Annotated in this window: 25 protein-coding genes; 11 read left to right on the plus strand and 14 right to left on the minus strand. The window is 62.7% G+C overall.

All coding sequences use genetic code 11. The annotated features are described in order from the left end of the window. Window positions 1–5 precede the first annotated feature (5 nt). Window positions 6–764: a methyltransferase domain-containing protein gene (locus tag MMAR10_RS12325; RefSeq protein ID WP_041636982.1), complete on the minus strand. Its 759-nt coding sequence runs from the start codon at window positions 762–764 to the stop codon at window positions 6–8. A 93-nt stretch (window positions 765–857) separates the two neighbouring features. Between MMAR10_RS12325 and gloB the strand changes: the two genes are divergently transcribed. Beyond that, complete coding sequence (gene gloB, locus MMAR10_RS12330) at window positions 858–1,628, plus strand: hydroxyacylglutathione hydrolase (RefSeq protein ID WP_011644318.1); 771 nt, start codon at window positions 858–860, stop codon at window positions 1,626–1,628. After that, on the plus strand, window positions 1,625–2,077 hold the full coding sequence (locus MMAR10_RS12335; protein WP_011644319.1) for a cupin domain-containing protein: 453 nt from the start codon (window positions 1,625–1,627) through the stop codon (window positions 2,075–2,077). Before gloB ends, MMAR10_RS12335 begins: the two co-directional genes overlap by 4 nt. Here MMAR10_RS12335 and MMAR10_RS12340 read toward each other — a convergent pair whose 3' ends face one another. Continuing rightward, the gene (locus MMAR10_RS12340; RefSeq protein WP_190273923.1) at window positions 2,078–2,752 is read right to left on the minus strand and encodes a DUF4908 domain-containing protein; all 675 of its coding nucleotides are present in this window, start codon (window positions 2,750–2,752) and stop codon (window positions 2,078–2,080) included. A 117-nt stretch (window positions 2,753–2,869) separates the two neighbouring features. After that, the gene (phbB, locus tag MMAR10_RS12345) at window positions 2,870–3,595 is read right to left on the minus strand and encodes an acetoacetyl-CoA reductase (protein ID WP_011644321.1); all 726 of its coding nucleotides are present in this window, start codon (window positions 3,593–3,595) and stop codon (window positions 2,870–2,872) included. Between the two features lie 168 nt (window positions 3,596–3,763). Here phbB and phaR point away from each other — a divergent pair, with 168 nt between their 5' ends. Both phaR and MMAR10_RS12355 read left to right on the plus strand, forming a co-directional pair. Beyond that, complete coding sequence (gene phaR, locus MMAR10_RS12350; protein ID WP_011644322.1) at window positions 3,764–4,372, plus strand: polyhydroxyalkanoate synthesis repressor PhaR; 609 nt, start codon at window positions 3,764–3,766, stop codon at window positions 4,370–4,372. Window positions 4,373–4,563: 191 nt separating this feature from the next. After that, window positions 4,564–4,893 (plus strand): hypothetical protein, encoded by a 330-nt coding sequence (locus MMAR10_RS12355; RefSeq protein ID WP_011644323.1) that lies wholly within the window; start codon window positions 4,564–4,566, stop codon window positions 4,891–4,893. Between the two features lie 83 nt (window positions 4,894–4,976). On the opposite strand, the gene MMAR10_RS12360 is transcribed toward MMAR10_RS12355, so the two are convergent. Beyond that, complete coding sequence (locus MMAR10_RS12360; protein ID WP_041636983.1) at window positions 4,977–5,372, minus strand: hypothetical protein; 396 nt, start codon at window positions 5,370–5,372, stop codon at window positions 4,977–4,979. A gap of 154 nt (window positions 5,373–5,526) precedes the next feature. After that, the gene (locus tag MMAR10_RS12365; RefSeq protein ID WP_011644325.1) at window positions 5,527–6,273 is read right to left on the minus strand and encodes a glycosyltransferase family 2 protein; all 747 of its coding nucleotides are present in this window, start codon (window positions 6,271–6,273) and stop codon (window positions 5,527–5,529) included. A 107-nt stretch (window positions 6,274–6,380) separates the two neighbouring features. Between MMAR10_RS12365 and MMAR10_RS12370 the strand changes: the two genes are divergently transcribed. Further along, the gene (locus MMAR10_RS12370; protein WP_011644326.1) at window positions 6,381–8,294 is read left to right on the plus strand and encodes an ArnT family glycosyltransferase; all 1,914 of its coding nucleotides are present in this window, start codon (window positions 6,381–6,383) and stop codon (window positions 8,292–8,294) included. Next, on the plus strand, window positions 8,278–9,189 hold the full coding sequence (locus MMAR10_RS12375) for a hydroxymethylglutaryl-CoA lyase (protein ID WP_011644327.1): 912 nt from the start codon (window positions 8,278–8,280) through the stop codon (window positions 9,187–9,189). Before MMAR10_RS12370 ends, MMAR10_RS12375 begins: the two co-directional genes overlap by 17 nt. Here MMAR10_RS12375 and MMAR10_RS12380 read toward each other — a convergent pair. The 8 genes from MMAR10_RS12380 to cysS all read right to left on the minus strand — a co-directional run bounded on the left by MMAR10_RS12380 (window position 9,152) and on the right by cysS (window position 16,357). Next, on the minus strand, window positions 9,152–10,225 hold the full coding sequence (locus tag MMAR10_RS12380) for a glycosyltransferase family 2 protein (protein ID WP_049755741.1): 1,074 nt from the start codon (window positions 10,223–10,225) through the stop codon (window positions 9,152–9,154). The two genes, MMAR10_RS12375 and MMAR10_RS12380, sit on opposite strands and share 38 nt — an antisense overlap. Beyond that, on the minus strand, window positions 10,138–11,376 hold the full coding sequence (locus MMAR10_RS16405) for an O-antigen ligase family protein (protein WP_011644329.1): 1,239 nt from the start codon (window positions 11,374–11,376) through the stop codon (window positions 10,138–10,140). The genes MMAR10_RS12380 and MMAR10_RS16405 overlap by 88 nt, the downstream gene beginning before the upstream one ends. A gap of 15 nt (window positions 11,377–11,391) precedes the next feature. After that, a complete protein-coding gene (thrS, locus tag MMAR10_RS12390; RefSeq protein WP_011644330.1) occupies window positions 11,392–13,326 on the minus strand; it encodes a threonine--tRNA ligase in 1,935 nt (644 codons plus the stop codon). A gap of 2 nt (window positions 13,327–13,328) precedes the next feature. Further along, window positions 13,329–13,697 (minus strand): membrane protein insertion efficiency factor YidD, encoded by a 369-nt coding sequence (gene yidD / locus MMAR10_RS12395; RefSeq protein WP_011644331.1) that lies wholly within the window; start codon window positions 13,695–13,697, stop codon window positions 13,329–13,331. A 148-nt stretch (window positions 13,698–13,845) separates the two neighbouring features. Then, window positions 13,846–14,310, minus strand: a complete 465-nt coding sequence (locus MMAR10_RS12400) for an iron-sulfur cluster assembly scaffold protein (protein WP_011644332.1) — start codon at window positions 14,308–14,310, stop codon at window positions 13,846–13,848. 76 nt (window positions 14,311–14,386) lie between these two features. Next, window positions 14,387–14,632, minus strand: a complete 246-nt coding sequence (locus MMAR10_RS12405) for a hypothetical protein (RefSeq protein ID WP_011644333.1) — start codon at window positions 14,630–14,632, stop codon at window positions 14,387–14,389. A 65-nt stretch (window positions 14,633–14,697) separates the two neighbouring features. Continuing rightward, the gene (locus MMAR10_RS12410; RefSeq protein ID WP_011644334.1) at window positions 14,698–14,967 is read right to left on the minus strand and encodes a hypothetical protein; all 270 of its coding nucleotides are present in this window, start codon (window positions 14,965–14,967) and stop codon (window positions 14,698–14,700) included. A gap of 4 nt (window positions 14,968–14,971) precedes the next feature. Then, a complete protein-coding gene (gene cysS, locus MMAR10_RS12415) occupies window positions 14,972–16,357 on the minus strand; it encodes a cysteine--tRNA ligase (protein WP_011644335.1) in 1,386 nt (461 codons plus the stop codon). Between the two features lie 233 nt (window positions 16,358–16,590). Between cysS and folE the strand changes: the two genes are divergently transcribed. The 5 genes from folE to MMAR10_RS12440 all read left to right on the plus strand — a co-directional run bounded on the left by folE (window position 16,591) and on the right by MMAR10_RS12440 (window position 20,198). Next, complete coding sequence (folE, locus tag MMAR10_RS12420) at window positions 16,591–17,208, plus strand: GTP cyclohydrolase I FolE (RefSeq protein WP_011644336.1); 618 nt, start codon at window positions 16,591–16,593, stop codon at window positions 17,206–17,208. 208 nt (window positions 17,209–17,416) lie between these two features. Further along, window positions 17,417–17,953, plus strand: coding sequence for a ubiquinone anaerobic biosynthesis accessory factor UbiT (ubiT, locus tag MMAR10_RS12425; RefSeq protein WP_150099777.1), 537 nt, complete (start codon window positions 17,417–17,419; stop codon window positions 17,951–17,953). Then, on the plus strand, window positions 17,954–18,955 hold the full coding sequence (gene ubiU / locus MMAR10_RS12430; RefSeq protein ID WP_011644338.1) for a ubiquinone anaerobic biosynthesis protein UbiU: 1,002 nt from the start codon (window positions 17,954–17,956) through the stop codon (window positions 18,953–18,955). It abuts the gene before it with no gap. Next, window positions 18,952–19,851, plus strand: coding sequence for a ubiquinone anaerobic biosynthesis protein UbiV (ubiV, locus tag MMAR10_RS12435; RefSeq protein WP_011644339.1), 900 nt, complete (start codon window positions 18,952–18,954; stop codon window positions 19,849–19,851). The genes ubiU and ubiV overlap by 4 nt, the downstream gene beginning before the upstream one ends. Next, window positions 19,848–20,198, plus strand: coding sequence for a chorismate mutase (locus MMAR10_RS12440; RefSeq protein ID WP_011644340.1), 351 nt, complete (start codon window positions 19,848–19,850; stop codon window positions 20,196–20,198). The genes ubiV and MMAR10_RS12440 overlap by 4 nt, the downstream gene beginning before the upstream one ends. Here the strand turns inward: MMAR10_RS12440 and MMAR10_RS12445 are convergent. Beyond that, complete coding sequence (locus tag MMAR10_RS12445) at window positions 20,161–21,861, minus strand: alkaline phosphatase D family protein (protein WP_011644341.1); 1,701 nt, start codon at window positions 21,859–21,861, stop codon at window positions 20,161–20,163. The two genes, MMAR10_RS12440 and MMAR10_RS12445, sit on opposite strands and share 38 nt — an antisense overlap. Window positions 21,862–21,893 lie beyond the last annotated feature (32 nt).

Below are 21,893 nucleotides of genomic sequence, written 5' to 3' on the forward strand. Positions count from 1 at the left end.
ACTCCTCAATCCCTTCGGGCCCGTCGGGCCCCGTGCCGGGGAGATAGCGCGGGCTGGCGCTGACCTTCAAGTGCTGTCCTGCTCACACGCGCAGTGCGAAGCCCCGGCGTGACGGCCGCATTGTGCTTGACCGCTTCCACCAGGATCAACCCACCCAGCGCCGGCCAGGCATACTCCCCGACCTCTTCCCACAGATTGGCGACCCGTCGATGCGTGCTCCAGCCCCACGGCGGCGCGTACAGGGCCCGCGACCAGGCGGTCGGAACCAGCAGCGCGTCATCCAGCAGGCGGGTCAGCTGACCGCGGGTAAAGGGGCGCCCATGGCCGAAGGGCGTGGAGTCGAGCCAGGCCCAGATCCCGGCCCTCGACGGGGACACGATCAAGAGACGGCCTTCGGGTGCCAGCACGCGCCAGACTTCGCGCAGGAGCACCGGCAGCGAGTCCGTCTCCTCGAGCGCATGAACAAGCAGGACACGATCGAACAACGCCTCCTGGAAGGGAAGGTGTGTCTCATCCCCCAGCGCAGTCGGCACACCGGACGGCCCGGATACGATAGCGCCCTGGGCGGCCGGCGTCAGCGACACGCACCGCCGCGCCTTGCCCTGCCAGACATCGAGATAGGGATTGGCAAAGCCGATACCCAGCACGTCGAGCGCGGTCACATCCGGCCAGATCGAGCTCAGGCGGCGCGCGATCATGCGATGCGCCGCCTGCCCCTGGCGGCTGCGATAGAAACGGTCGAGTTCAAGGACGTCACGGCGCACTGGCCACACTCCCGCACGATGCCTAAGTTCCTGATCAGCGCCCCAATGGGCGGAACCGATGATGACAGCCTAGCGCAAGCGGACATTTGGACAATGAGCGAACTCCTTATCCGGCAGTTTCCCTGCCTTTCCGACAATTACGGTTTCCTCATCCATGACCCCGACAGCGGAGAGACCGCCACCATCGACACGCCCGACGCGGATGTGATCCTGAACGAGGCTGATCAAGCCGGGTGGTCGATCACTCAGATCTGGAACACCCATCACCATTTCGACCATGCCGGTGGCAATGAGACCATCCAGGCCCTGACCGGCGCAAAGGTCGTCGCGCCCCGGTATGACCGGCATCGCATTCCGGGAATTTCGATGGAGGTCGAGGATGGTGACGTGATCAGCCTGGGCGACCACAAGGCCAAAGTATTCTACACGCCCGGCCACACCATGGGGCATGTCTGCTACCACATGCCAATGGACGGCATTGCCTTTGTTGGAGACACGCTGTTTGCCTTGGGATGTGGTCGCCTGTTCGAGGGCACGCCGGCCGAGATGTGGCACTCCCTGTCCCGGCTTGCCGCCCTGCCTGACGAGACCCGCATCTACTGCGCGCATGAATATACCGAGGCCAATGCCCGTTTCGCGTTGAGCATTGATCCGGATAATCACGACCTTCAGGTCTACGCCGCCATGGTCGAGGGTGAGCGCGCCCGCGGCGAACCGACTGTTCCGACGACGATCGCAGCCGAAAAGGCGGCCAATCCCTTCCTCCGCCCCGACGATCCGGCCATTCGTGCCCGGCTGGGCATGGAACATGATGACGATGAAGAGGTGTTTGCCGAAATCCGGCGCCGGAAGGACTCGTTTTGAGCGCCCCCGAACCGGCCCTGCCCGACGATGCCCGGCGCATTGTCGACACGCTCGGAATGCAGCCGCATCCGGAGGGGGGCTGGTATGTCGAGACCCTGCGCGACCCGGACCCGGCGGGCGGGCGCGACCGCTCAACCGCGATATATTATCTGCTCGCTACCGGCGAACACTCCCACTGGCACCGGGTCGATGCGGTTGAAATCTGGCACTGGCATGCCGGCTCGCCGCTCGATCTGGGGGTCAGTGTGGACGGACAGTCGGCAACAACGCTTCTACTCGGCCCCGACCTGGCAAACGGGCAGCTACCGCAAGGCATTGTCCCGGAGGGCGCCTGGCAAAGCGCCAGGTCCACAGGACAGTGGACACTGGTCGGCTGCACCGTGGCACCGGGTTTCCATTTTGAAGGATTTGAGCTGGCACCGCCGGACTGGTCACCGGGGCAGGGATAGTCAGATTGCGCCGGGATCGCTGAGCAGGACCTGGCCGATGAATTCCGAGGACGGGCGACCCGAATAACCGAGCAGCGGCGCAATCACCACAACCAGCGTCGACTCCTGCCGATAGGCCGCCGGGGTCTCTCCCAGGTCAATCCGGACATGTTCGACACCGCGCAAACGCCGCCGCTCTCCCCGTACTGCATCGAAGGCCCGCGCGATCACATGCAGGGTGTCGTACTGCACACCCAACCCGGCCCGCGGCGCCGGGGCGTAGGTGATCGAGATCGACCGGTCGAGCGCGGCCGCCATTTCACTGGCCAGTTCTTCGGCCCGTTCACGCACTTCGTCAGGCGAGCGCGGCGGCGGAGCCAGAGCACCGGCCGGACTGGCAAAATCGGCGATCACACCGTCCGGGGATGTGCGCGGGAAATAGGTGGCACCGCCAAGGCCGGTCAGGCGGATGACTTCGCGTCCAGTATCCGTAATGAAAGCCGTCCCGCCGCCCGGCGCGCGATCCGGGTAGAGCACCAGGACTTCGCTGTCCGGGGCGTCACGCTCCTGCAGAAGCGCCGCATCACCGGACCGGTCAAACAGGAAGAATTCACCTGTGTCGGCACGCTGGAACCAGCCGGACACCTGTTGTGTCCGCTCATTGCGCAACAGGCGGTCACGCAGGGGATTTTGCATCCCTGTTGCGGCGCCTGCAGCCAGTGCGGCGATCAGTATGGCTATCAACCAACGCGTCATCCCGACACGCATAATGACTGGCAAGACGGCAAATTTGGGGCAGAACTGGATTTCATGTCAGGCGAGGTACTGACCACCATTGATCGTCAACGTGGAGCCGGTCACAAATCCCGCCTCCTCGCTCGACAGGTAGACGCAAAGCGCGCCGATTTCATCGGCTTCGCCGAGGCGTCCGACCGGAATGCCCGCGACAATGCTTGCCAGCACTTTTTCCGGCACCGCAGCGACCATCTCGGTGTTGATATATCCCGGCGTGATGCAGTTGACCGTGATCCCCTTGCGGGCAGTTTCCTGGGCCAGCGCCTTGGTGAAACCGATCACGCCCGCCTTGGCGGCGGAGTAGTTCACCTGGCCCATCTGGCCCTTCTGACCATTGATCGACGAGATATTGATGATCCGGCCCCAACCGCGCTCACGCAGGCCGTCGATCAGCGGTCGGGTCACGTTGAACATCGACCCCAGGTCCACATTGACCACCTCGTCCCACTGCGCCTTGCTCATCTTGTGGAACATCGTGTCACGGGTGATGCCGGCATTGTTGACCAGGATGTCGATTGGCGCACCGGCCAGCTCTTCGGCCTTCGCCAAGCCATCCGTCGAGGACTGGAAGTCGCCGACATCGAATTTGACCACCTTGATACCTGTTGCATCGGCGAAAGCGCGGGCGACTTCTTCATTACCCGCATAATTGGCCACCACCGTGTGACCCGCCGACTTCAATGCCATGCTGATGGCACCACCGATGCCGCGCGTGCCGCCTGTAACCAGTGCCGTTCGTGTCATGATCGTCCCCCGGAGCCCATCTGTTTCGCCTCGGCTTTGCCGCCGTATGCGTTCGCGCTTGCAGCACACCGCCTTGAGCGCGTAAACCCTTACATGAAAATGTAATGCGCCCAAGTCGAACGCAAGACAATCTCGACATTTATCTCGGCGCTAACAGGGGAGTTTGTGGTGACAAAATCGACCGGCAAAGCCGCGGGCATCGTGATCAAGAAGTACGCGAACCGCCGCCTCTACGACACCTCGACCAGCCAGTACGTCACGCTGGACTACCTGCGGGACCTGGTGAAAAAGGGCACCGATTTCCAGGTTGTCGACGCCAAGAGCGGCGATGACCTGACACGCGGTGTGCTGGCCCAGATCATCTTCGAAGAAGAATCCCGCGGCGCCAATCTCCTGCCGGTGGACTTCCTGCGCCAGCTGATCGGCTTTTATGGCGACAGCCTGCAGAGCGTCGTTCCGGGCTATCTCCAGATGTCGATGAACTCCTTCTCGCAGCAGCAGGAAGAGTTTCGCGACAAGATGACCGACGCGATGGGATCGCCGCAGGCCACCATGGCCATGCTGGAGGAACAGACCCGCCGCAACATGGAATTGTTCGGCCAGACCATGCGCATGTTCACGCCGTTCAGCGCCGGTGCCATGCCCAGTGCGGCCGCTGCGTCCGAGCCCGCTACCGATGACGGCGCCACAACCGGCAAGCCTGACGACCTGTCTGCCCTGCGTGAGGAACTCGACGGGCTTCGGGCGAAGATGGACGAATTGCTCGACAAAAAGTGATCGCCTGGTCCGATCCGCACGCACCTGGCACAACCCCCTCACAGGGTTAACAAAATCGTACCGAAATGAGCCAACCGGCCCGCCTCGCGGGCCGGTTTTGCTTTGTGATCTGCCCAAAACGCCGCATTTGCGGCCAGAATCATGGTTAACTTCTCATTAAGAGTTGGCATCCGGCTTGCGATGGAGAGGGCATGACCACGATCCGCAGCGCATATTCTGTCCCGACCCCGACCAGCCGGCGTATTGAGCCGGCTGCTCGTGTGCGCGGTTCGCAGGATCGTCCGCCGCGGCAGGACCGGGCCCTCGTCATCGTCCCGACCCCGCAGACGTCGGAGCGCGAAAGCGACCGTTCGTTTGTGAGGGCCCGTCCTGCCACGGCGGAAGTCATGGTCCAGATTATTGGTGACGCCCCGCGTCGCGGTCTCAAGGCGGAAGCCAGCGAGATCGAGCGCTTCCGTCGCACTTACGCAGCGGCCAGCGACAAGAAAACGCCGCCCCCGATGTGGGAGCGGCGCGCATGACAATCGCTGTTGTCCAGGCCCGGCGATATGGCTTCTGGCTCGATGTGAGCCTTGGCGCCGGACTTCTTTTCGTTCTGCTCTGATCAGCCTTCGCCGCCGACCGCAAGGTCGCGTCGGGCTGCCACGATGGTAACGACGAAACCGGCAACGGTGTCCATCAGGGCCATCAAAGTCAGCAGGAAGAAGGTCGAGGTCGCAAAGTGACCGACCAGCAGGAAAAGCGCCATGGCGATGACAAAGATCATCATCGACAGGCCGTGATTGATGATCGTCGCAGTGCCCGATCCGGCCGCCTTGATCAGCTCCATGAAGAGCATGATCATGCCGAGAATGACCAGAAGATCACCCTTCGAGATGGCCAGCGTGCCGGACACCATGTTCACCTCGAACAGGCCTTCGCTCATGTCAGCGCCGGTCGTGTAGGCAACAATCGTGTAGATGACCACCGGAATGATCAAAAGTGGAAATACGTTGAACATGGAACCTCCCCCATTACCGCGACCGCCCCGTCTCTGGGCTTGATTGGCCGCCGTCATACCTAACAATACGCCGTTATCCCCGCCACCGGCCATCGGACACTCTCCCCGGTTGTGAAGCGGTCACCTGACTCGCTTCGAAAACAAGTTGCGTCGCTCAGACTTCATCGCTGCCGCGAGAATTGCGCGCGCGTGAATTTAACCACATCACGCCCATCATGTCTGTCAGTGAGGCGAAAAGACGGCCAAAATTCGTATATTTCGACGTTCCGATGGTGCGGTGACGGTGGGTGACCGGCCTGAATTCACACACATAGCCCTCGCGGATCATCAATGCGGGCAGGAAACGATGCTGGTGATCGAAGAAGGGCAGTTCCAGATAGGCCGACCGTTTGAAGGCCTTCAGGCCACAGCCGGTATCATTGCAATTGTCATTGAGCATGGCCTTTCGCAGGCCATTACCGAAGCGGGAGGCGAATTTCTTCCAGGCCGAGTCCTGACGGTTGGCCGAACGGTCGCCACCGACCAGGCCCAGATTGGCCGGAGCATCGGCACGTGTCAGCGCATCGATCACAGTCGGCAAGTCGACCGGCGGGTTCTGGCCATCCCCATCCACAGTACACACCACCGCTCCACGGGCATGCATGATACCGGTCCGCACCGAGCGTGACTGGCCGGCATTGTGACGGTGCGCGATCACCCTGAGCATCGGCAGCTCGGCCTTGGCGTCGACCAGTTCCTGGCGGGTGGTGTCAGTCGAACAGTCGTCCACGAACAGGATTTCGAAATCGCGACCGGCCAGCGCCGTCGCGATTTCGCGCGCCAGCGGCACAACATTGCCAGCCTCGTTATAGGCCGGGACAACAACTGAAATATCGGGAGAATTTGGCGCGGATTGGCTCATAGGTGTCTGCTTGAGCTTGCGATAACAGGATGCCCGTTACATACCGGGTTTCACTGAAGACGCGAGGGATTTCTCATCCCGCGCTCCAAGAGAGGGTGTTGGCGGACATGGTCCGATCCGATTTGATGACCGATCTTGCCCGTGGGATGCGCGCCTGGTGGGTCATCGGCCTGTTGGCAGCGCTTTCGGCCCTGGCCGGCGTCTTCACCCTGCCACCAATCGACCGTGACGAAAGCCGCTATGCCCAGGCCACGGCGCAGATGCTCGAGACCGGCAATTACATCGAGATCAATTATCTCGACGAGCCGCGCAACAAGAAGCCGGTCGGCATTTACTGGCTGCAGGCCGCTGCCGTCGCGCTGACCTCTGACGCCGGTGACCGCCAGATCTGGGCCTACCGCCTGCCGTCAGTGCTCGGCGCGATCCTGGCCGCGTTGGCCACCTTCTGGGCCGGGCAGCGACTGGTCGGTCGCGAAGCCGCTTTTGCCGGTGCCGCCCTGCTGGCAACCACCGTCCTGTTGGGCATAGAAGGCGGGATCGCCAAGACTGACGGGGTGTTGGTCGGTGTCACAACGCTGGCGATGGCCGCGCTGGCCAATGCGCGCAGCGGTGATCGGCCCGGCTGGCGGACGGCCTTGCTGTTCTGGTCAGCCATCGGGCTGGGCGTATTGATCAAGGGGCCCGTCGCCCCGATGGTGGCCGGCGTGTCCGTCCTCACCCTGGTGGTCTGGGAGCGCAAGATCGCCTGGCTGAAACCGGTCCTGGTCTGGTGGGGACCGATCCTCACCGGCCTGATTGTCCTGCCCTGGCTGATCTCGATCCAGCTCGCAACCGATGGAGCTTTCCTGCGCGACGCGCTCGTCGGAGATCTTGGTCCCAAGCTGGTGTCAGGCCATGAGCGACATGGGGGTCTTCCCGGCTATCATCTTCTGGTTCTTCCTGTGCTCTTCTTCCCGGCGACGCTCTTCCTCATCCCTGGCGCGGGTCGGATGGTTTCGGCGCTGCGAGGCGATGATGACCGCCTGGCTTCAGCCGCCCGTTTCCTGATCGCCTGGGCGGTCCCGACCTGGGTCCTGTTCGAGCTCCTGCCGACCAAGCTGCCTCACTACGTCCTGCCGCTCTATCCGGCGCTGGCACTGGCGGCAGGCTGGGGGCTGGTCGAGCTGGGCAAGGCCGCGCACTGGCAACGCTTGGCCGGCTGGGCCCTGTTCGCGATCGGCGCGGGCGTGTTCGCGATCTTTCTTCCCTATGTCTTCATCACCTATGGCAATAATGCCAGTTGGGACGCCATCCGCCTCGCCCAGGCCGGCTTTGAGGGCGGCTTCCAGTTGGGACTGGACCCATATGCCGCCGCCTGGGTGTTCGGATCGGGCGCGCTCTTCCTGGCCCTGTCAGCGGCGACCCTGACCACCGACCGGTTGCGCCCGGGCGTTCTGGCGCTTGTCTTTGCCGTCCTGTCCGGTTTGGGCTGGCAGGTCGCGGCGCGTTCGGGGGCGTTCGCTGAAGCTTATGCGGTCCGCCTGGCCGATCAGGTACGTGCCGCCCGGGCCTATTCGGAGACGATCACCGGCTTGTCGCCCGAGGACATCGTGACGGCCTCCAGCTTCACCGAACCCAGCCTCGCCTTCTCGCTGGGTTCGGACACGGTGTTGGGGACAACCGAAGAAGTCTTGGCCTTTGCCGAGGGCCGGGACGAGCCAACGATGTTGGTGCTGGACCTGTCACGGGATGCGGAGCTACGGGCCGATCTGAGAACCGAGGCGCGTTCGGTCTATGAGTTGAGACTGGAAATGATCGCAACCGAATGGCGGCCTGAATTCTCTTCCCCTGTCCCGCAAGAGCCGCCTTGGATGGCGGCAGACCGCCTTCGCGGCGAGCGGCTCGCCTGGATGAGAGAATTGGGTGTCTGCCACCACACGCTTGCATCCGGCACCAATTACGCGCGTGGAACCAATACCGTGCTGGTTATCCTGTTCACCCGCTGCGCCCCAGAGGACACCCCCAATGACCCGCAAGATTGAAATCGTTGAAGTCGGACCACGGGACGGGTTGCAGAATGATCCGGCGATGATGTCGACGGATACCAAGATCGAGTTCATCGAGCGTCTGGTCGCGGCCGGGGTGCGGCGCATGGAGGCGGCGAGCTTTGTCCATCCCAAGCTGGTTCCGGCGATGGCCGACAGTGATGCTGTGATGCAGCGCGTGCCGCGTCAGGACGGGGTGAAATATATCGGCCTGGCGCTCAATGAGCGCGGCATGCGGCGGGCGCTGGAGAACGGCTGTGACGAGGTCAATTACGTGATGGTCGCCTCGCCCGGCTTTGGTCTGAAGAACCAGAACGCCACGCCGGACGAGACCGCCGACCTGTTCGACCGGATTGCCGTGCTGGCCCATGATGAGGGTGTGCCGGTCTCGGTGACGGTATCGGTGGCCTTTGGCGACCCGTTTGACGGCGAGGTCGACGCCAATGTCGTGGCTCAACTCGCCGCCCGAGCAAAAGCGGCGGGCGCGGTCGAGTTCGCGATGGGCGACACGATCGGTGTGGCCGATCCTTGGGCGGTTCGCCGGATGCTGGACCTTGTTCGCGCGCAAAGCGGTGACATGAAAATCCGCATGCATTTCCACAACACGCGCAATACGGCCATGGCCAATATCTACGCTGCGGTGGAAGCCGGCGTCGATGTGATCGACGCCTCGGTCGGCGGCATTGGCGGCTGTCCGTTCGCCCCGGCGGCGACCGGCAATGTGGCGACCGAGGATGTGGTCTACATGCTCGAACGCGGCGGTTTCGAAACCGGGCTCGACCTCGGCAAGCTGATCGAAACGGCCAAATGGCTGGAAAGCGACGGGTTGAAACACCCGGTCGACAGCGCCCTGTCTAGAGCGGGCGGTTTTCCGACACCGGCGCCGAGCTAGTCGCTTTTGATGACCGACCGTCAGGCTGCTGCCTGGCGCGATGCGTCTCAAGCCGGCGCAAGCGGGCAAAGGCCTTGCGGCGACGGGTGACCAGTCGGAGCTGGTCGCGAATCTGGATCATGGTGATCCGGCCCCAGATCGCTCCGAAAATCGGGCCGATCATCGCCATGGTGGTCAGCCGCTCGAGAGCGCCGGGATAGTATTTCCAGAAATACTTGATGAAGCCGAGCGCCTTGTGGGTCTCGACGAAGAAGGGGCTGGACTGGCTGGTCCCGCCATAATGAACGATCGACGCCCGCGGTTCGAACCACACCGTGCCACCGCATTCGCGCACCTTGCGGCAGATGTCGATATCCTCGACATGCAGGAAATAGCGCTCGTCAAAGCCACCCATCTGCAGGAATCCGCGCCGCGGCATCAGCATGGCAGCCCCGGAGACGACCGGAACGGGCACGATTTCGTCGGGCAATTCTTCTTTTTCCAGATGCATCCCCTTGAAGGCCGGGATGAAGCGGTCGAGCCCCAGAAAGGCGATCATTGCCGATCGCGGCGTCAATTCTCCGCGGCGCCCACCGCGTTGCTCGCTGCCGTCCGGATTGGTGATCCGCGCGCCGACCGCCCAGATGCTGTCGCCGAGCTCACCGGCCGAGCGTTTCAGTCGACTTGCCACGCCCTTGGCCAGCACAGCGTCGGGATTGAGGAATAGCACGACATCCCCGCTCGCCCGTTGCGCACCAATATTGCAGCCGCGAGCGAAACCCAGATTCGATCCGGTTTCGACCAGCACGAAATTATCCTTGTCAGCGGCCATGGCGCGCAAGGACTGGATCAGTTCGGGCGGATTTCCGTGATTGACGAGAACGAATTCATCAACGCCCGGCGCTGCGAGGATTGAAGCAACAGCCTCAATCAGGCGCGGGCCGGTCTGCCATGAAACAGTGACGACACTCAGGCGTGGCTGATCGGTCGCGCCCGTTTCCGGGCTGCGAGGAAGAACACGCTCGTTGCTGCCAACGCCACTGTCCCTTGGTGCCATTCCTGCCAGACCCCGTAGGAGAAAACTATCAGAGACACGTAAACCACGACCACCCAGGCCACGCCAACAGCCTGCAACCGCGAGAGCTGTTGTGCGGCGGCGATCCGTCCCCCCAAAGCGACAAGTACGCCAGCCAATAGCGCGGCTCCGACCGCCCCGGTCTCAAGCCAGACGTGCAGAGTGGCATTGTGTGGGTGCATCGGCAAGGCCTCGACACTATGCAACTCGCCGAACGCAAACACTTCGGCCTCCCCGTTAAGTGGCCGGGAAGCATCAAGGCCATAGCCGAACCACGGCTGTTCGCGGATCAGATCACCGGTATAGCTCCATATCTGCAGCCGCCACTCAAACGATGCGGGCAGAGCAGAGCGCCAACTGTCAGGTATCACATCGATAAGGCCGGGCATGATGAGAGGCAGCACGATGACGCCGCCAGCCAGCAGACCGAACAGGCTGGCCAGCATCGTCCGCGGCCAGAACGCCGTCAGCAACGCTGCAACCGAGCCCAGCACGAACGCGACCATGTTCACTTGCGTCTCGAAGCTGAAAGCGGCAACGCCTGCCAGCAACATCACGACAATTCCGACAACGGGCCCGCCCTCTCGCCAGCTGATCAGGGCGACCGGCATGCTCAATAACAGGAGCGGTACCGCAGCGTGACCCAGGCTGCGATTGACGAGAACGTCGATGCTGAATTCGGACAGGTCGTGATGCTCCTCGGCGCCCAGCTTGAAGCCGCGTGTTGCAGCTCCGTCAAACACCGTCTCGGAAAACAGGAACAGGCCCAACGCGATCACCGCGAACAGCATGGCCGCTTCGATACGACGCTGCCACGGCCCGTCGACCTGCCCGACCCGGATCGCGAACAGGATGTAAAGCGGAACGCCGAGCCCGGTTCGCCAGATCTGGCCAGGATCATCGTGCGGCGACCACAGATAGCTGATAAGGGCCCAGCCCAGGAAACCGGCCGCAACAAACAGCGCCCAAGGTGGCCGTTCGGGTCGCCAGAAGGACGTATGGACCGGAAAGGCAAGGATCGCGAGTAACGACACCCAGGGCGCAATCATCAAGCTGCCGGCGACCCCGAACGGGAAGGCAAAGGCAAAGGCCAACAGGCCTGCCCATCCCGCTCGGGTTTCGCCACGCTGCATCGCGGTTTCCTGTACCTAGACGCGCTTGAGGTCGGGCGCCTTGGCGTCCTCGCTCAAGCGGGCAATGGCGTCGGCGAGCGACAGGATTTCCTGTGTCTTGCCGCCTTCGCCAAGGAAGCGCAGGGCCAGCGTGCCGTCCTCGGCTTCCTTGCGACCGACAACAGCGATCACCGGCACCTTGCCGACCGAATGCTCGCGAACCTTATAGTTGATCTTTTCGTTGCGCAGATCGGTCTCGGCATGGAGCCCGGCCTTCACCATCGCGGCCTTGACCTCTTCGGCATAGCCATCGGCATCCGACGTGATCGTGGCGATCACGACCTGACGCGGTGCCAGCCAGAAGGGCAGCTTGCCGGCATAGCTTTCGATCAACACGCCGAGGAAACGCTCCAGCGAGCCGAGAATGGCCCGGTGCAGCATGACCGGGCGGTGCTTCTCGCTGTCATCGCCAATAAAGCTGGCGTCGAGGCGCTCCGGCAGGTTGAAGTCGCACTGGATCGTACCCGTCTGCCATTCGCGGCCGATCGCATCCTTGACCACAAAGTCGAGCTTGGGTCCGTAGAAGGCGCCATCACCCGGATTGTATTCATAGTCGAGACCTGAGGCTTCGGCCGCGGCCTTGAGCGAGGCTTCCGCCTGGTCCCAGACCTCGTCCGAACCAACCCGCTGTTCGGGGCGATCAGAGAACTTGATGCGGGGCTCCTCGAAACCGAAATCGGCATAAACGGATTTCAGAAGCTCACAGAAGTCGCTGACTTCCGCCGTGATCTGGTCGCTGGTACAGAAAATGTGCGCGTCGTCCTGCACAAAGCCGCGCACCCGCATCAGACCGTGCAGCGAGCCGGACGGCTCATAACGGTGACACGAGCCGAATTCGGCCATGCGCAAGGGCAGGTCGCGATAGGATTTCTGGCCCTGATTGAAGACCTGGACGTGACAGGGGCAGTTCATTGGCTTCACGGCCAGGACTTTTTCTTCCTGGTCGATCGAGGAGATGAACATGTTCTCGCGATACTTGTCCCAGTGGCCCGAAGCTTCCCAGAACTTGCGATCCATCAATTGCGGCGTCCGGATCTCGACATAGCCGGCAGCCTCGAGGCGGCGACGCATATAGCTGGTCACCGTGCGATAGAGCCGCCAGCCATTGGGATGCCAGAACACCTGGCCCTGGGCTTCTTCCTGGAAATGGAAGAGTTCCATCTGCTTGCCGAGTTTGCGGTGGTCGCGCTTCTCGGCCTCTTCGATACGATGCAGATGCGCCTTGAGCTGTTTGTCATCGGCCCAGGCCGTGCCGTAGATCCGCTGCAGCATGGCGTTGCGGTGATCGCCGCGCCAATAAGCGCCGGCTACCTTCATCAGCTTAAACGCCTTGCCGATCTTGCCCGTCGAGGGCAAATGCGGCCCGAGGCAGAGATCAAACCACTCGCCCTGACGATAGATGGTGATCGTCTCGTCTTCCGGCAGATCGCGGATCAGCTCGGCCTTGTAGGCCTCACCCATCTCTTCGAACTTGGCGATGGCGTCATTGCGGTCCCAGACTTCGCGCTCGAAGGGCAGGTCGGCATCGACAATCTCGCCCATGCGCTTTTCGATCGCCTCGAAATCTTCCGGCGTAAAAGGTTCGCTGCGGGCGAAGTCGTAATAGAAGCCATCCTCGATGGCCGGGCCGATCGTGACCTGCGTGCCGGGGAAGAGGTCCTGTACCGCCTGGGCGAGAATGTGGGCCGTGTCGTGGCGGATCACCTCGAGGGCCTTGTCATCCTTGCGCGTGATGATGGCCACCTGGGCATCACCATCGAGCGGACGCTTCAGGTCCCAGTCCTGACCATCCACCGTCGCGATGATGGCGGCCTTGGCGAGGGATTTGGAGATATCCGCCGCGAGGTCCAGCGGGGAAGCGCCATCGGGCAATTCGCGTTTGGATCCGTCGGGAAGCGTCACATTGATCATTGTCACATGTCCTTGTCGTCGGCGCGGTCTGCCGGCGGAAGCCTGTCATCCGTCATGCGTCCCGGTTTCGATCTGAATCGCCAGACCGCCCACCAGGGCGCTTCATTTTGTTCGCGCGGGGCCGGATCGACACCGAATGTGCCGCCGGGCCGGCATCGGCCCAGCCGCCCCAGCGTCAACCAGCCGCCGCGCCAGGGTCCTTGGGCGCGGATCGCGTCCATGGAGTAATGCGAGCAGGTTGGTTCATGCCGGCAGCGGATACCAAGGGCATAAAAAACCGGTGACAGGGTCAGCTGATAGGCACGAAGTCCAATCAGCATGATGCCGGCAACCGGGCTTTCCAGCCCCCATTTCCGTTCGCGTGAACGCATATGGAATCAAGCCTTTTAACGCCGCCGTGCGCGCTGTCCACTGTGGACATGAAGCGCGTTTCGCGGACCGCAGTAAAGTATCGGGGTGAGGTTGCTTGCCTTGCGGACCGTCCACCGCACCCTGCCGGCGCGGCAGGAGCGGACGGCCCTAGCCAGTCAGCGGGGTGTTTTGCGGTGTGGCCGCGCGGCCGCGCGTCGCAGTGGCCGCAGCGTCAACAACAGCCTCAAAGGCCAGCATGATCGACTGGTGCCGGGCCGGATAGGCGCGCGCGCTTTCCAGCAGGGCCAGTTCAGCGAAGCGCCCTTTTGGCGCCGGCTTGCCCTGTTTCAACATCGCCTTGAGCTGGTCACGGGCCATGACGAGGTCTTTCTGGGACGCGCCGATCACATGGCGACCGAGAATGGCCGCGGAGGCCTGGCCCAGGGCACAGGCCTTCACACGCAGCGCCAGGTCACCAACCCGGGTCCCGGCCATGGCGATATCAACCTCGATCTCCGATCCGCACAGCCGCGATACCTTGCGGGCAGACGCGTGCGGCCGGGCGAGACGCCCGATACGCGGAATATCCGCAGCCAGCCGCAGGACGGCGTTGGAGTAGAGATCATTGCTCATGTCGGCGACAATTTAGGGAGAAATGCCCCGCGGCGCCAGCGCGATGATTGTCGCAGCCCCGGCAGCCTCCGCGCCGTCAGGCCCCGGCGTAGGTTTTCCCGGTCCGTCCGGCGACCCGGCGAATACCGTCGGCCTCAAACGGGCTGGGGCCGAGATCATCCACCGAGGCGACCGTCGCAACGGCGATATCCTGCAGCGCCGCGGCGGCCCGGGCGAGGATCTCAGCCTCAACGGCATCGGGCGCCAATACCTTGAAGGTGATGCAATACTCCCCGGCGGCATCGCAACCGGTCAGAACCACATCAAATCGACGCGTCGCCATCGAACACTCCCACCTGCACTGACCCGATCACGGTCCCGCCGGGCCAGCTGCAGCTTCGCACACGCTCAGTCGATGTCGAAATCATCCTCGTCGAGATAGGTCGGCTCGGTCCGGCCCAGCACTTCGGGGATGTCGCCCAGTGGTTCGTCGCCCTCTTCCGGTTCCGGCTCCCAGGCATCCTCGATCTCGACCGCCCAGAAGCCTTCCGACAGGGCCGCGCCCTCGGCCAGTTTTGCAGCAGCATCGGCATCGGCAGCGACGACGCCGTAGGAGACAAAACATTCTCCCACGGCGTCCTCGGCCTGAAGCATCACATTGAAGCCCTTGAGTGCCATCGCCCTAGTCCAGCTTGCGCCAGGTCGAGCCTTCCGGCCCATCATCGACCTGGACCTTCAAGGCATTGAGCTCGTCGCGAACGGCATCGGCGGTCGGCCAGTCCTTCTCTTCCCGCGCCGTCTGGCGACGCACGATCAGATCATCGATCCTGGCCCGTTCGGCCGGGTCGAGATCGGTCAGGCCGAACCAGGCATCGGGATCGGCCTGACCGAGACCGAGCATGCCCGCTGCGGCAAGAAGCTCACCCTTGGCCTGCGCCTTTTCGACATCGCTCAACGCCTTGTTGGCATTGCCGGCGAGCTGGAAGAGCTCTGACAGGGCCTTGGGCGTGTTGAGATCATCGTGCAGCGCTTCGAGAAAAGCCGGCGGCACATCGCTCGGCGCGGCTTCGATCTCGCCGAGGCGGCGCAGCACGCCGTAGATCCGGTCGAGCGAGCGCCGCGTCTTGGCCAGCAGGTCTGCCGTCCAGGTCAGCGGCGCGCGGTAATGCGCCGTCAGCAAAGCATAGCGCAGCACCTCACCCGGATAGTCCTTGATGAGATCGTGGACGAGCTGAACATTGCCCAGCGACTTGGACATCTTGTCGGTGCCCATGGTCAGAAAACCATTGTGCAGCCAGTAATTGGCCATGGGCGCGCCCTTGTGGGCGCAGACCGACTGGGCAATCTCGTTCTCATGGTGCGGGAAGACCAGGTCAGTGCCGCCGCCATGGATGTCGATCGTCTTGCCCAGATGCTTCTCGCTCATGGCCGAGCATTCGAGGTGCCAGCCCGGACGGCCACGACCCCAGGGACTGTCCCAGCCCGGCTCGTCATCCTTGGCCGGTTTCCACAGCACGAAATCAGCCGGGCTGCGCTTGTAGCTGGCCACTTCAACCCGCGCCCCGGCGATCATGTCGTCGAGGTCACGGTTGGAGAGACGGCCATACTTCTCATAGGACGACACGTCGAACAGGACATGGCCGTCGGCCTCGTAGGCGTGACCGCTATAGACGAGGTTTTGCACCATGCCGATCATTTCGGGGATGTGGTCGGTGGCATGCGGCTCGATGGTCGGCAGGGTGACGCCCAGCGCGCCCATATCGGCGCGGTAGATGTCGGCATAATGCGAGGTGATGTCCTCGATGGGCTTGCCGCTTTCACGCGCCGTCTCGATGATCTTGTCGTCGACATCGGTGATGTTGCGGGCATAGATCACCTGGTCCTCGCCATAGAGGCGGCGAAGGACGCGAAACAGCGTGTCGAAGACGACCGCCGGGCGGGCATTGCCGATATGGGCGTAGGAATAGACGGTCGGTCCGCAGACATACATCGTCACCCGGCCAGGATCGGTCGGTTCGAAGTCGCGCTTGCGGCGCGCCATCGTGTCGAAAAGGGTGAGCGAAGTCATGGGGAAACCCGTCTTTGGTCTGGTGTGATACTGAAATATTCCGCGCCGTATGCGACCCAATCATTGGAAATCGCGCGCGGACCGCCTAAATACCCGCAAGTGCGCAAGCGCGAAAGCAGAGGATAACAGGTGTGACAGCTGGCCAGCTGTCATCTGCATCCTCGATCCGGAAACCGGCACTACGGTTTGGACGTATAAGCCGAACCGACCCGAGAACGAAAGGATCCATGAGGATGGACGCCGTGACCCCTGACGCTGCCCGTATCGCAGCCGCTATCAATACCAAGCCGAGCCGCGAAGAGGCTGAAGCCGCTGTGCGGACCCTGATCTCATGGGCCGGCGATGATCCGACCCGCGAAGGCCTGCTCGACACGCCCAAGCGCGTGGTCAAGGCCTATGAGGAATGGTTCTCCGGCTATGACGCCGACCCGCTCAAGGCGCTCGGCAAGACCTTCGAGGACGTGCAGGGCTATGACGACATGGTCATGCTGACCAATATCGATGTCGAGAGCCATTGCGAACACCACCTCGCCCCGATCATGGGCGTGGCCCATGTCGCCTACCTGCCGTCGAAAGCCGTGGTCGGCATCTCCAAGATTGCCCGCGTGGTGGAGATTTTCTCCAAGCGCATGCAGACGCAGGAGACCATGACCGCCCAGATCGCCGACGCGCTGACCGAGGCGATGGAACCGCGCGGCGTCGCCGTGCTGGTCGACGCCAAGCACCAGTGCATGACCACGCGCGGTGTGCACCACCCGAATGTCTCGACCATCACCACCACCTTCACCGGCGAATTCCGCAATGACCGCGATCTGAAAGATCGCTTCATGCGCCTTCTCGAACGCGCCTGATCGTCGCAACATCGCAGACACTGAAAAGCCCCGCAGCCAGGCTGCGGGGCTTTTTGTTGCGTGTTGGTCAGGCCTTTCACAGCCCTTGCAGCCTGTTCGATGTGCGCGTTTGTCGCATCTCCAATACTTGATAATTATCAATTAGCGGGTGTATCGATGAGGTGACAAGGGCGTGAAACGTCAAAGCTCCCATAGAGATTCGCAAACCATGCCAGCCCGACGAAACGTCCACGCCCGCCCTCGTCTGCCCAGCCTGCAGGACGTGCACTCGAGCCTCGTTCAGAGCGCATGCGGCGTCATGCTGTTGCCGCTGTCACTGGGACTGTCGGCCGCCTTGCGTCGGGTCCTCCACCAGCGGCCCGATGTCTTTGACCGGATGGACCTGTCGCAGCACCGGACCGTCTGCATCGTGCCAACGGACATGCCTGTCAGCTTCCAGATCTCGCTGGGAGGACTCGATCCGCGTGTCCGGGCCATCGCCTGCCGCGACACCCGGCCTAGCGATGCGAGGATTGAGGCGCCGATCCGGACCTTGATCAATGTCTTCGAAGGTCGCGAAGACGGCGATGCGGTCTTTTTCTCGAACGACCTGTGGATCGAAGGCGACACCAGCCTGATTGTCGGCTTGCGCAATGCCCTGGAAGAGGCAGAGCTGACACTCGCCGATCTTCTCCCCCTGGGCCTTCCGATCCTGTCCGCCCGGCAAGCCGGACCTGACGATCCCTCCCGGCAAGGAGCACGATGAATGCAGCCTCCCCCATTCGAACTGGTGGCACCGGCCGGCACACCGGCAACACTCAAGGCGGCAATCCGCGCGGGTGCGGACACCGTTTACTGCGGCCTGCGTGACGAAACCAATGCCCGCAACTTCCCTGGTCTCAACTTCTCCGAAGCCGAGCTGAGGGACGCCGTCGAATTTGCCCATGCGTTCGGCGCCCGCGTCATTGTCGCCATCAATACATTCGCAGCCGCAGGGCATACAGGGCCGTGGAAAAATGCTGTTCGCTGCGCCCGGGAGGCGGGCGCGGACGCAATCGTCGCCGCCGATATCGGTGTGCTTGACCATGCGGCAGAGCGCTATCCCGATCTGCGCCTCCACCTGTCCGTTCAGGCCGCTGCCGGGACTGCCGAGGCGGTCGAGTTCTACGCCCGCCGCTTTGGCGTCAAACGCGTGGTTTTGCCGCGCATTCTCAGCATTCCCGAAATCGGCAACCTCGCCGCTGAGGTGAATGTCGAGATTGAAGCCTTTGCGTTCGGCGGCCTGTGCGTGATGACCGAAGGGCGCTGCCACCTGTCGTCTTTCGTCACCGGGCGGTCACCCAACCTGTCGGGCGTCTGCTCGCCAGCAGAGGCTGTCAGTTACACCCGCGATGCCGAGTACAAGTCAGCGCGACTGTCGGGCCTCACCATTCAACGCGAAAACCACAACAAACCAATCGGCTACCCGACCTTGTGCAAAGGCAAGTTCAGTGCAGGCGGCCAGACAGCGCACCTGTTCGAGGACCCGGTCAGTCTGAATACGCTCGACGTCCTTCCCGAGCTCGCCGATGCGGGGGTCACAGCCTTGAAAATCGAAGGGCGCCAACGCGGAAAGGCCTATGTCGAACGGGTCACCCGGGAGTTTCGCAACGCCATTGATCGGCTGATGGCAGGAGACAGCAATCGCGTGTCGCAAGCCGCGGCCTTGGACCACATGACGGAGGGGCACCGGTCGACAACCGGCGCATACAGGAAGACGTGGCGATGACCGCACCCATTGAACTCACGCTCGGCCCCCTGTTTTTCAATTGGCCGGTCCAGACCCTGGCCGATTTCTACGCGCGCATTGCCGACGAATCCGTCATCAATCGCGTGTACGTGGGCGAGGTTGTGTGCGGCAAGCGCAGCCCGCTCGTGGAATCCACCCTGGTGGATGCCGCGGAACGGCTGGAACGCGCCGGCAAAACAGCGGTCTGGTCGACGCTTTGCTCGCCGACCAACAAGCGCGAAAGAAGCGCCACCGCATCCCTGTCCACCTTTGACGCCGAAATCGAGGTAAACGATATCGGCGCGCTGGCCGCGAGAAATGGAAGGCCTTTCACAGCAGGCCCGATGCTCAACATCTACAACGAGACCGCCCTCGCTGCGCTGCAGGATGAAGGCTGTACACGTTGGTGCCCGCCGGTTGAAATGTCACTCGCTGCGATCCGCGCCGTCCATGCCGCCCGCCCGGACATGCCGATAGAGGTGTTCGGCTTTGGTCGATTGCCACTGGCACATTCCGGTCGCTGCTACCACGCGCGATTTCACAGCCTCAACAAGGACAGTTGCCGCTATTTCTGTGAAGAAGACCCGGACGGAAAAACTGTCAGCACTGTCGACGGCGCCCCGTTCCTTGCCTTTAACGGCTTGCAGACCCTGTCCGACGGCGTTCACCTGGCGACGACACCCTCGTTCGACCTGCGGCGCGTCGGCATCGCCGCGGTGCGTCTGTCACCACATTCGGTTGACATGGTTCGGGTCGCCGCAGCATTCCGGCATTTTCTAGACGATCAAATCGCTCCTTTGGAGCTCAAGAATTCGCTGAAAGCCGATGTACTCGACCGCCCCGTGATCAACGGATATCTCGGCGGGCGACCCGGGATGGAATGGTCGACGCAATGACACGGTCTCCGCTTGATCGTGTCCGACAGGAAATAGACACCGTCGACGCGGCCCTGGTCAGCCTGCTGGCCCGGCGGCACCGCCTGGTGACCCGGGCGGCGCGACTGAAGTCGTCGTCAAACCTTGCTGTCGTCGATGCCAACCGTCAGGAGGCGGTGCTATCCAACGCCCGACGGTCAGCAGAACTGCACGGCCTGGCGATCGACCTCATCGATCGGATCTGGCCTGAAATGATCGACTTCTGGGTGACCTACCAAAACAGCCTGTCCGACCAGTCGGGCATGCTGCCACCCGCGTCTGGCACCCGCCTCAACCAACTCGTTCAACCGCAGGAACCTCACCATTGACCGCCGGACGCACCCGCCACTGGCTCTCGATACCGGCCCGATAGTCGCGCGTGAGAATGTCGCTGACCTTGATAAACTCGGCATCAGCCGCGTCGCGGGTCAGGGTCAGGCGGATATAGCCGTGATCTTCCATGTTGCAGTGGCCGACATCGTCATTGGCCTCGACCATCAACTTCCCATAGTCAACGCCGGGCGCCTTGAAGCTGGAAAAGGGTGACGGGCTGGTCACCGAAGCCGCGACCAGCTCGGTGCCGACCCGGGTGCCGTCGCTATCACGCAGGTCGTTGGCCCAGAAGGAATGCACATCGCCGGTGATGGTGATGATGTCGGCATCAACAGCGCGCAAAGCGGCGTAAAGACGCTCGCGCTCTGCAGGATAGCCATCCCACATGTCGAGACCGAAGGGGACGCCAAATCGCGTGCTCATGATGAAATTGCGGGCGAACTCACTGTTGCGCGTCGCCCACCACCGCAGCCAGCCGGGCATCTCGGTGGCAAAATTCGGGAAGTCGACGCGGCTCATGATGACCTGGTTGGCAAGGATGCGCCACGGCTTTCCGGCCGCCTTGGACGCCCCGCAGGCTGCCTGGATGTCGTCGATCTGGTCGCGCCCGAGAAGGGTCCGGCCTTCGTCGCCGATCACATCCCGCTTCCAGGCCGCGACAGCTTCCAGATTGGCCGGGTCCGTCTCGTCGGCGTCAGAGGCCAGCGGGAAAGTGTCCACCCCGACCTGTTCATCACGCGCAATCAACCGGCTTTCCAGCAGGCACAGCGTGGCCAGATCCCCGATCTCGAAATGACCGCGCCGCTGGCGCAAATCACCATCCGGCTCGCGAACCGGCTGCCAGTCATACCAGGCGCGCAGAGCCGCCTCGCGCCGGTCGGCCCAGGCGCCCTCGCTCTCGTCATGGTTTTCGGCGCCGTCACGCCACGCATCATTGGCGGTCTCGTGATCATCCCAGCTCAGGATCCACGGTGCCGCCGCGTGCAAGGCCTGCAGGTCCGGATCGGATTTATACTGGGCGTGCCGTTCGACATAATCCGCATGGCTGATGATTTCGTGCACGGGCGCGGGCACGCGGTTCATCGCCTCGGAATTTCCGGTCGCATACTGGCCGGCGCCATATTCGTAGAAATAATCACCCAGGTGCACGACCAGATCGAGATCGCCATTCTCGGCGGCTTCACGATAAACGTTGAAATGCCCGGCCGGGAAATTGGAACAGGAAAAAACCCCGATCCGGTATTGATCCAGCGCGCCTTCGGGCAGGGTTCGGGTGATGCCGACCGGTGAGTATTCGTCATTCAGCCGGAAACGATAGAAATAACTCGCGCCCGGCTCCAGGCCAGTGGCCAGGATCTTTAGCGTGCCGAGCGGCTGGACCGTCACATAGGCGATCTCGCCTCCCTGCTCGAAGACAATATCGGTGAAGGCGTCGTCCCGCGCCACTTCAACACCGCGATAGCCGCCGCCATCATTGGTCAGGGCTGTCCACAACATCACGCTCGACTGATCCGGATCACCCGATGCCACGCCGTGATTGAAGCTGCCATTCTCGACCGGCTGGAACACATCCGGGGACTGCGAACAGGCGGAAACAGCAAGTCCGGCGCCCGCAGCCCCGATCAGGGCGGTCCGGCGTGTCAGATTGATCTTGCTCATGATGTCCCCTCACCGCGCCATATGCAGCGCTT

Origin of the sequence: Maricaulis maris MCS10 (genome assembly GCF_000014745.1) — a bacterium.
In the GTDB taxonomy this organism is placed as follows: domain Bacteria; phylum Pseudomonadota; class Alphaproteobacteria; order Caulobacterales; family Maricaulaceae; genus Maricaulis; species Maricaulis maris_A.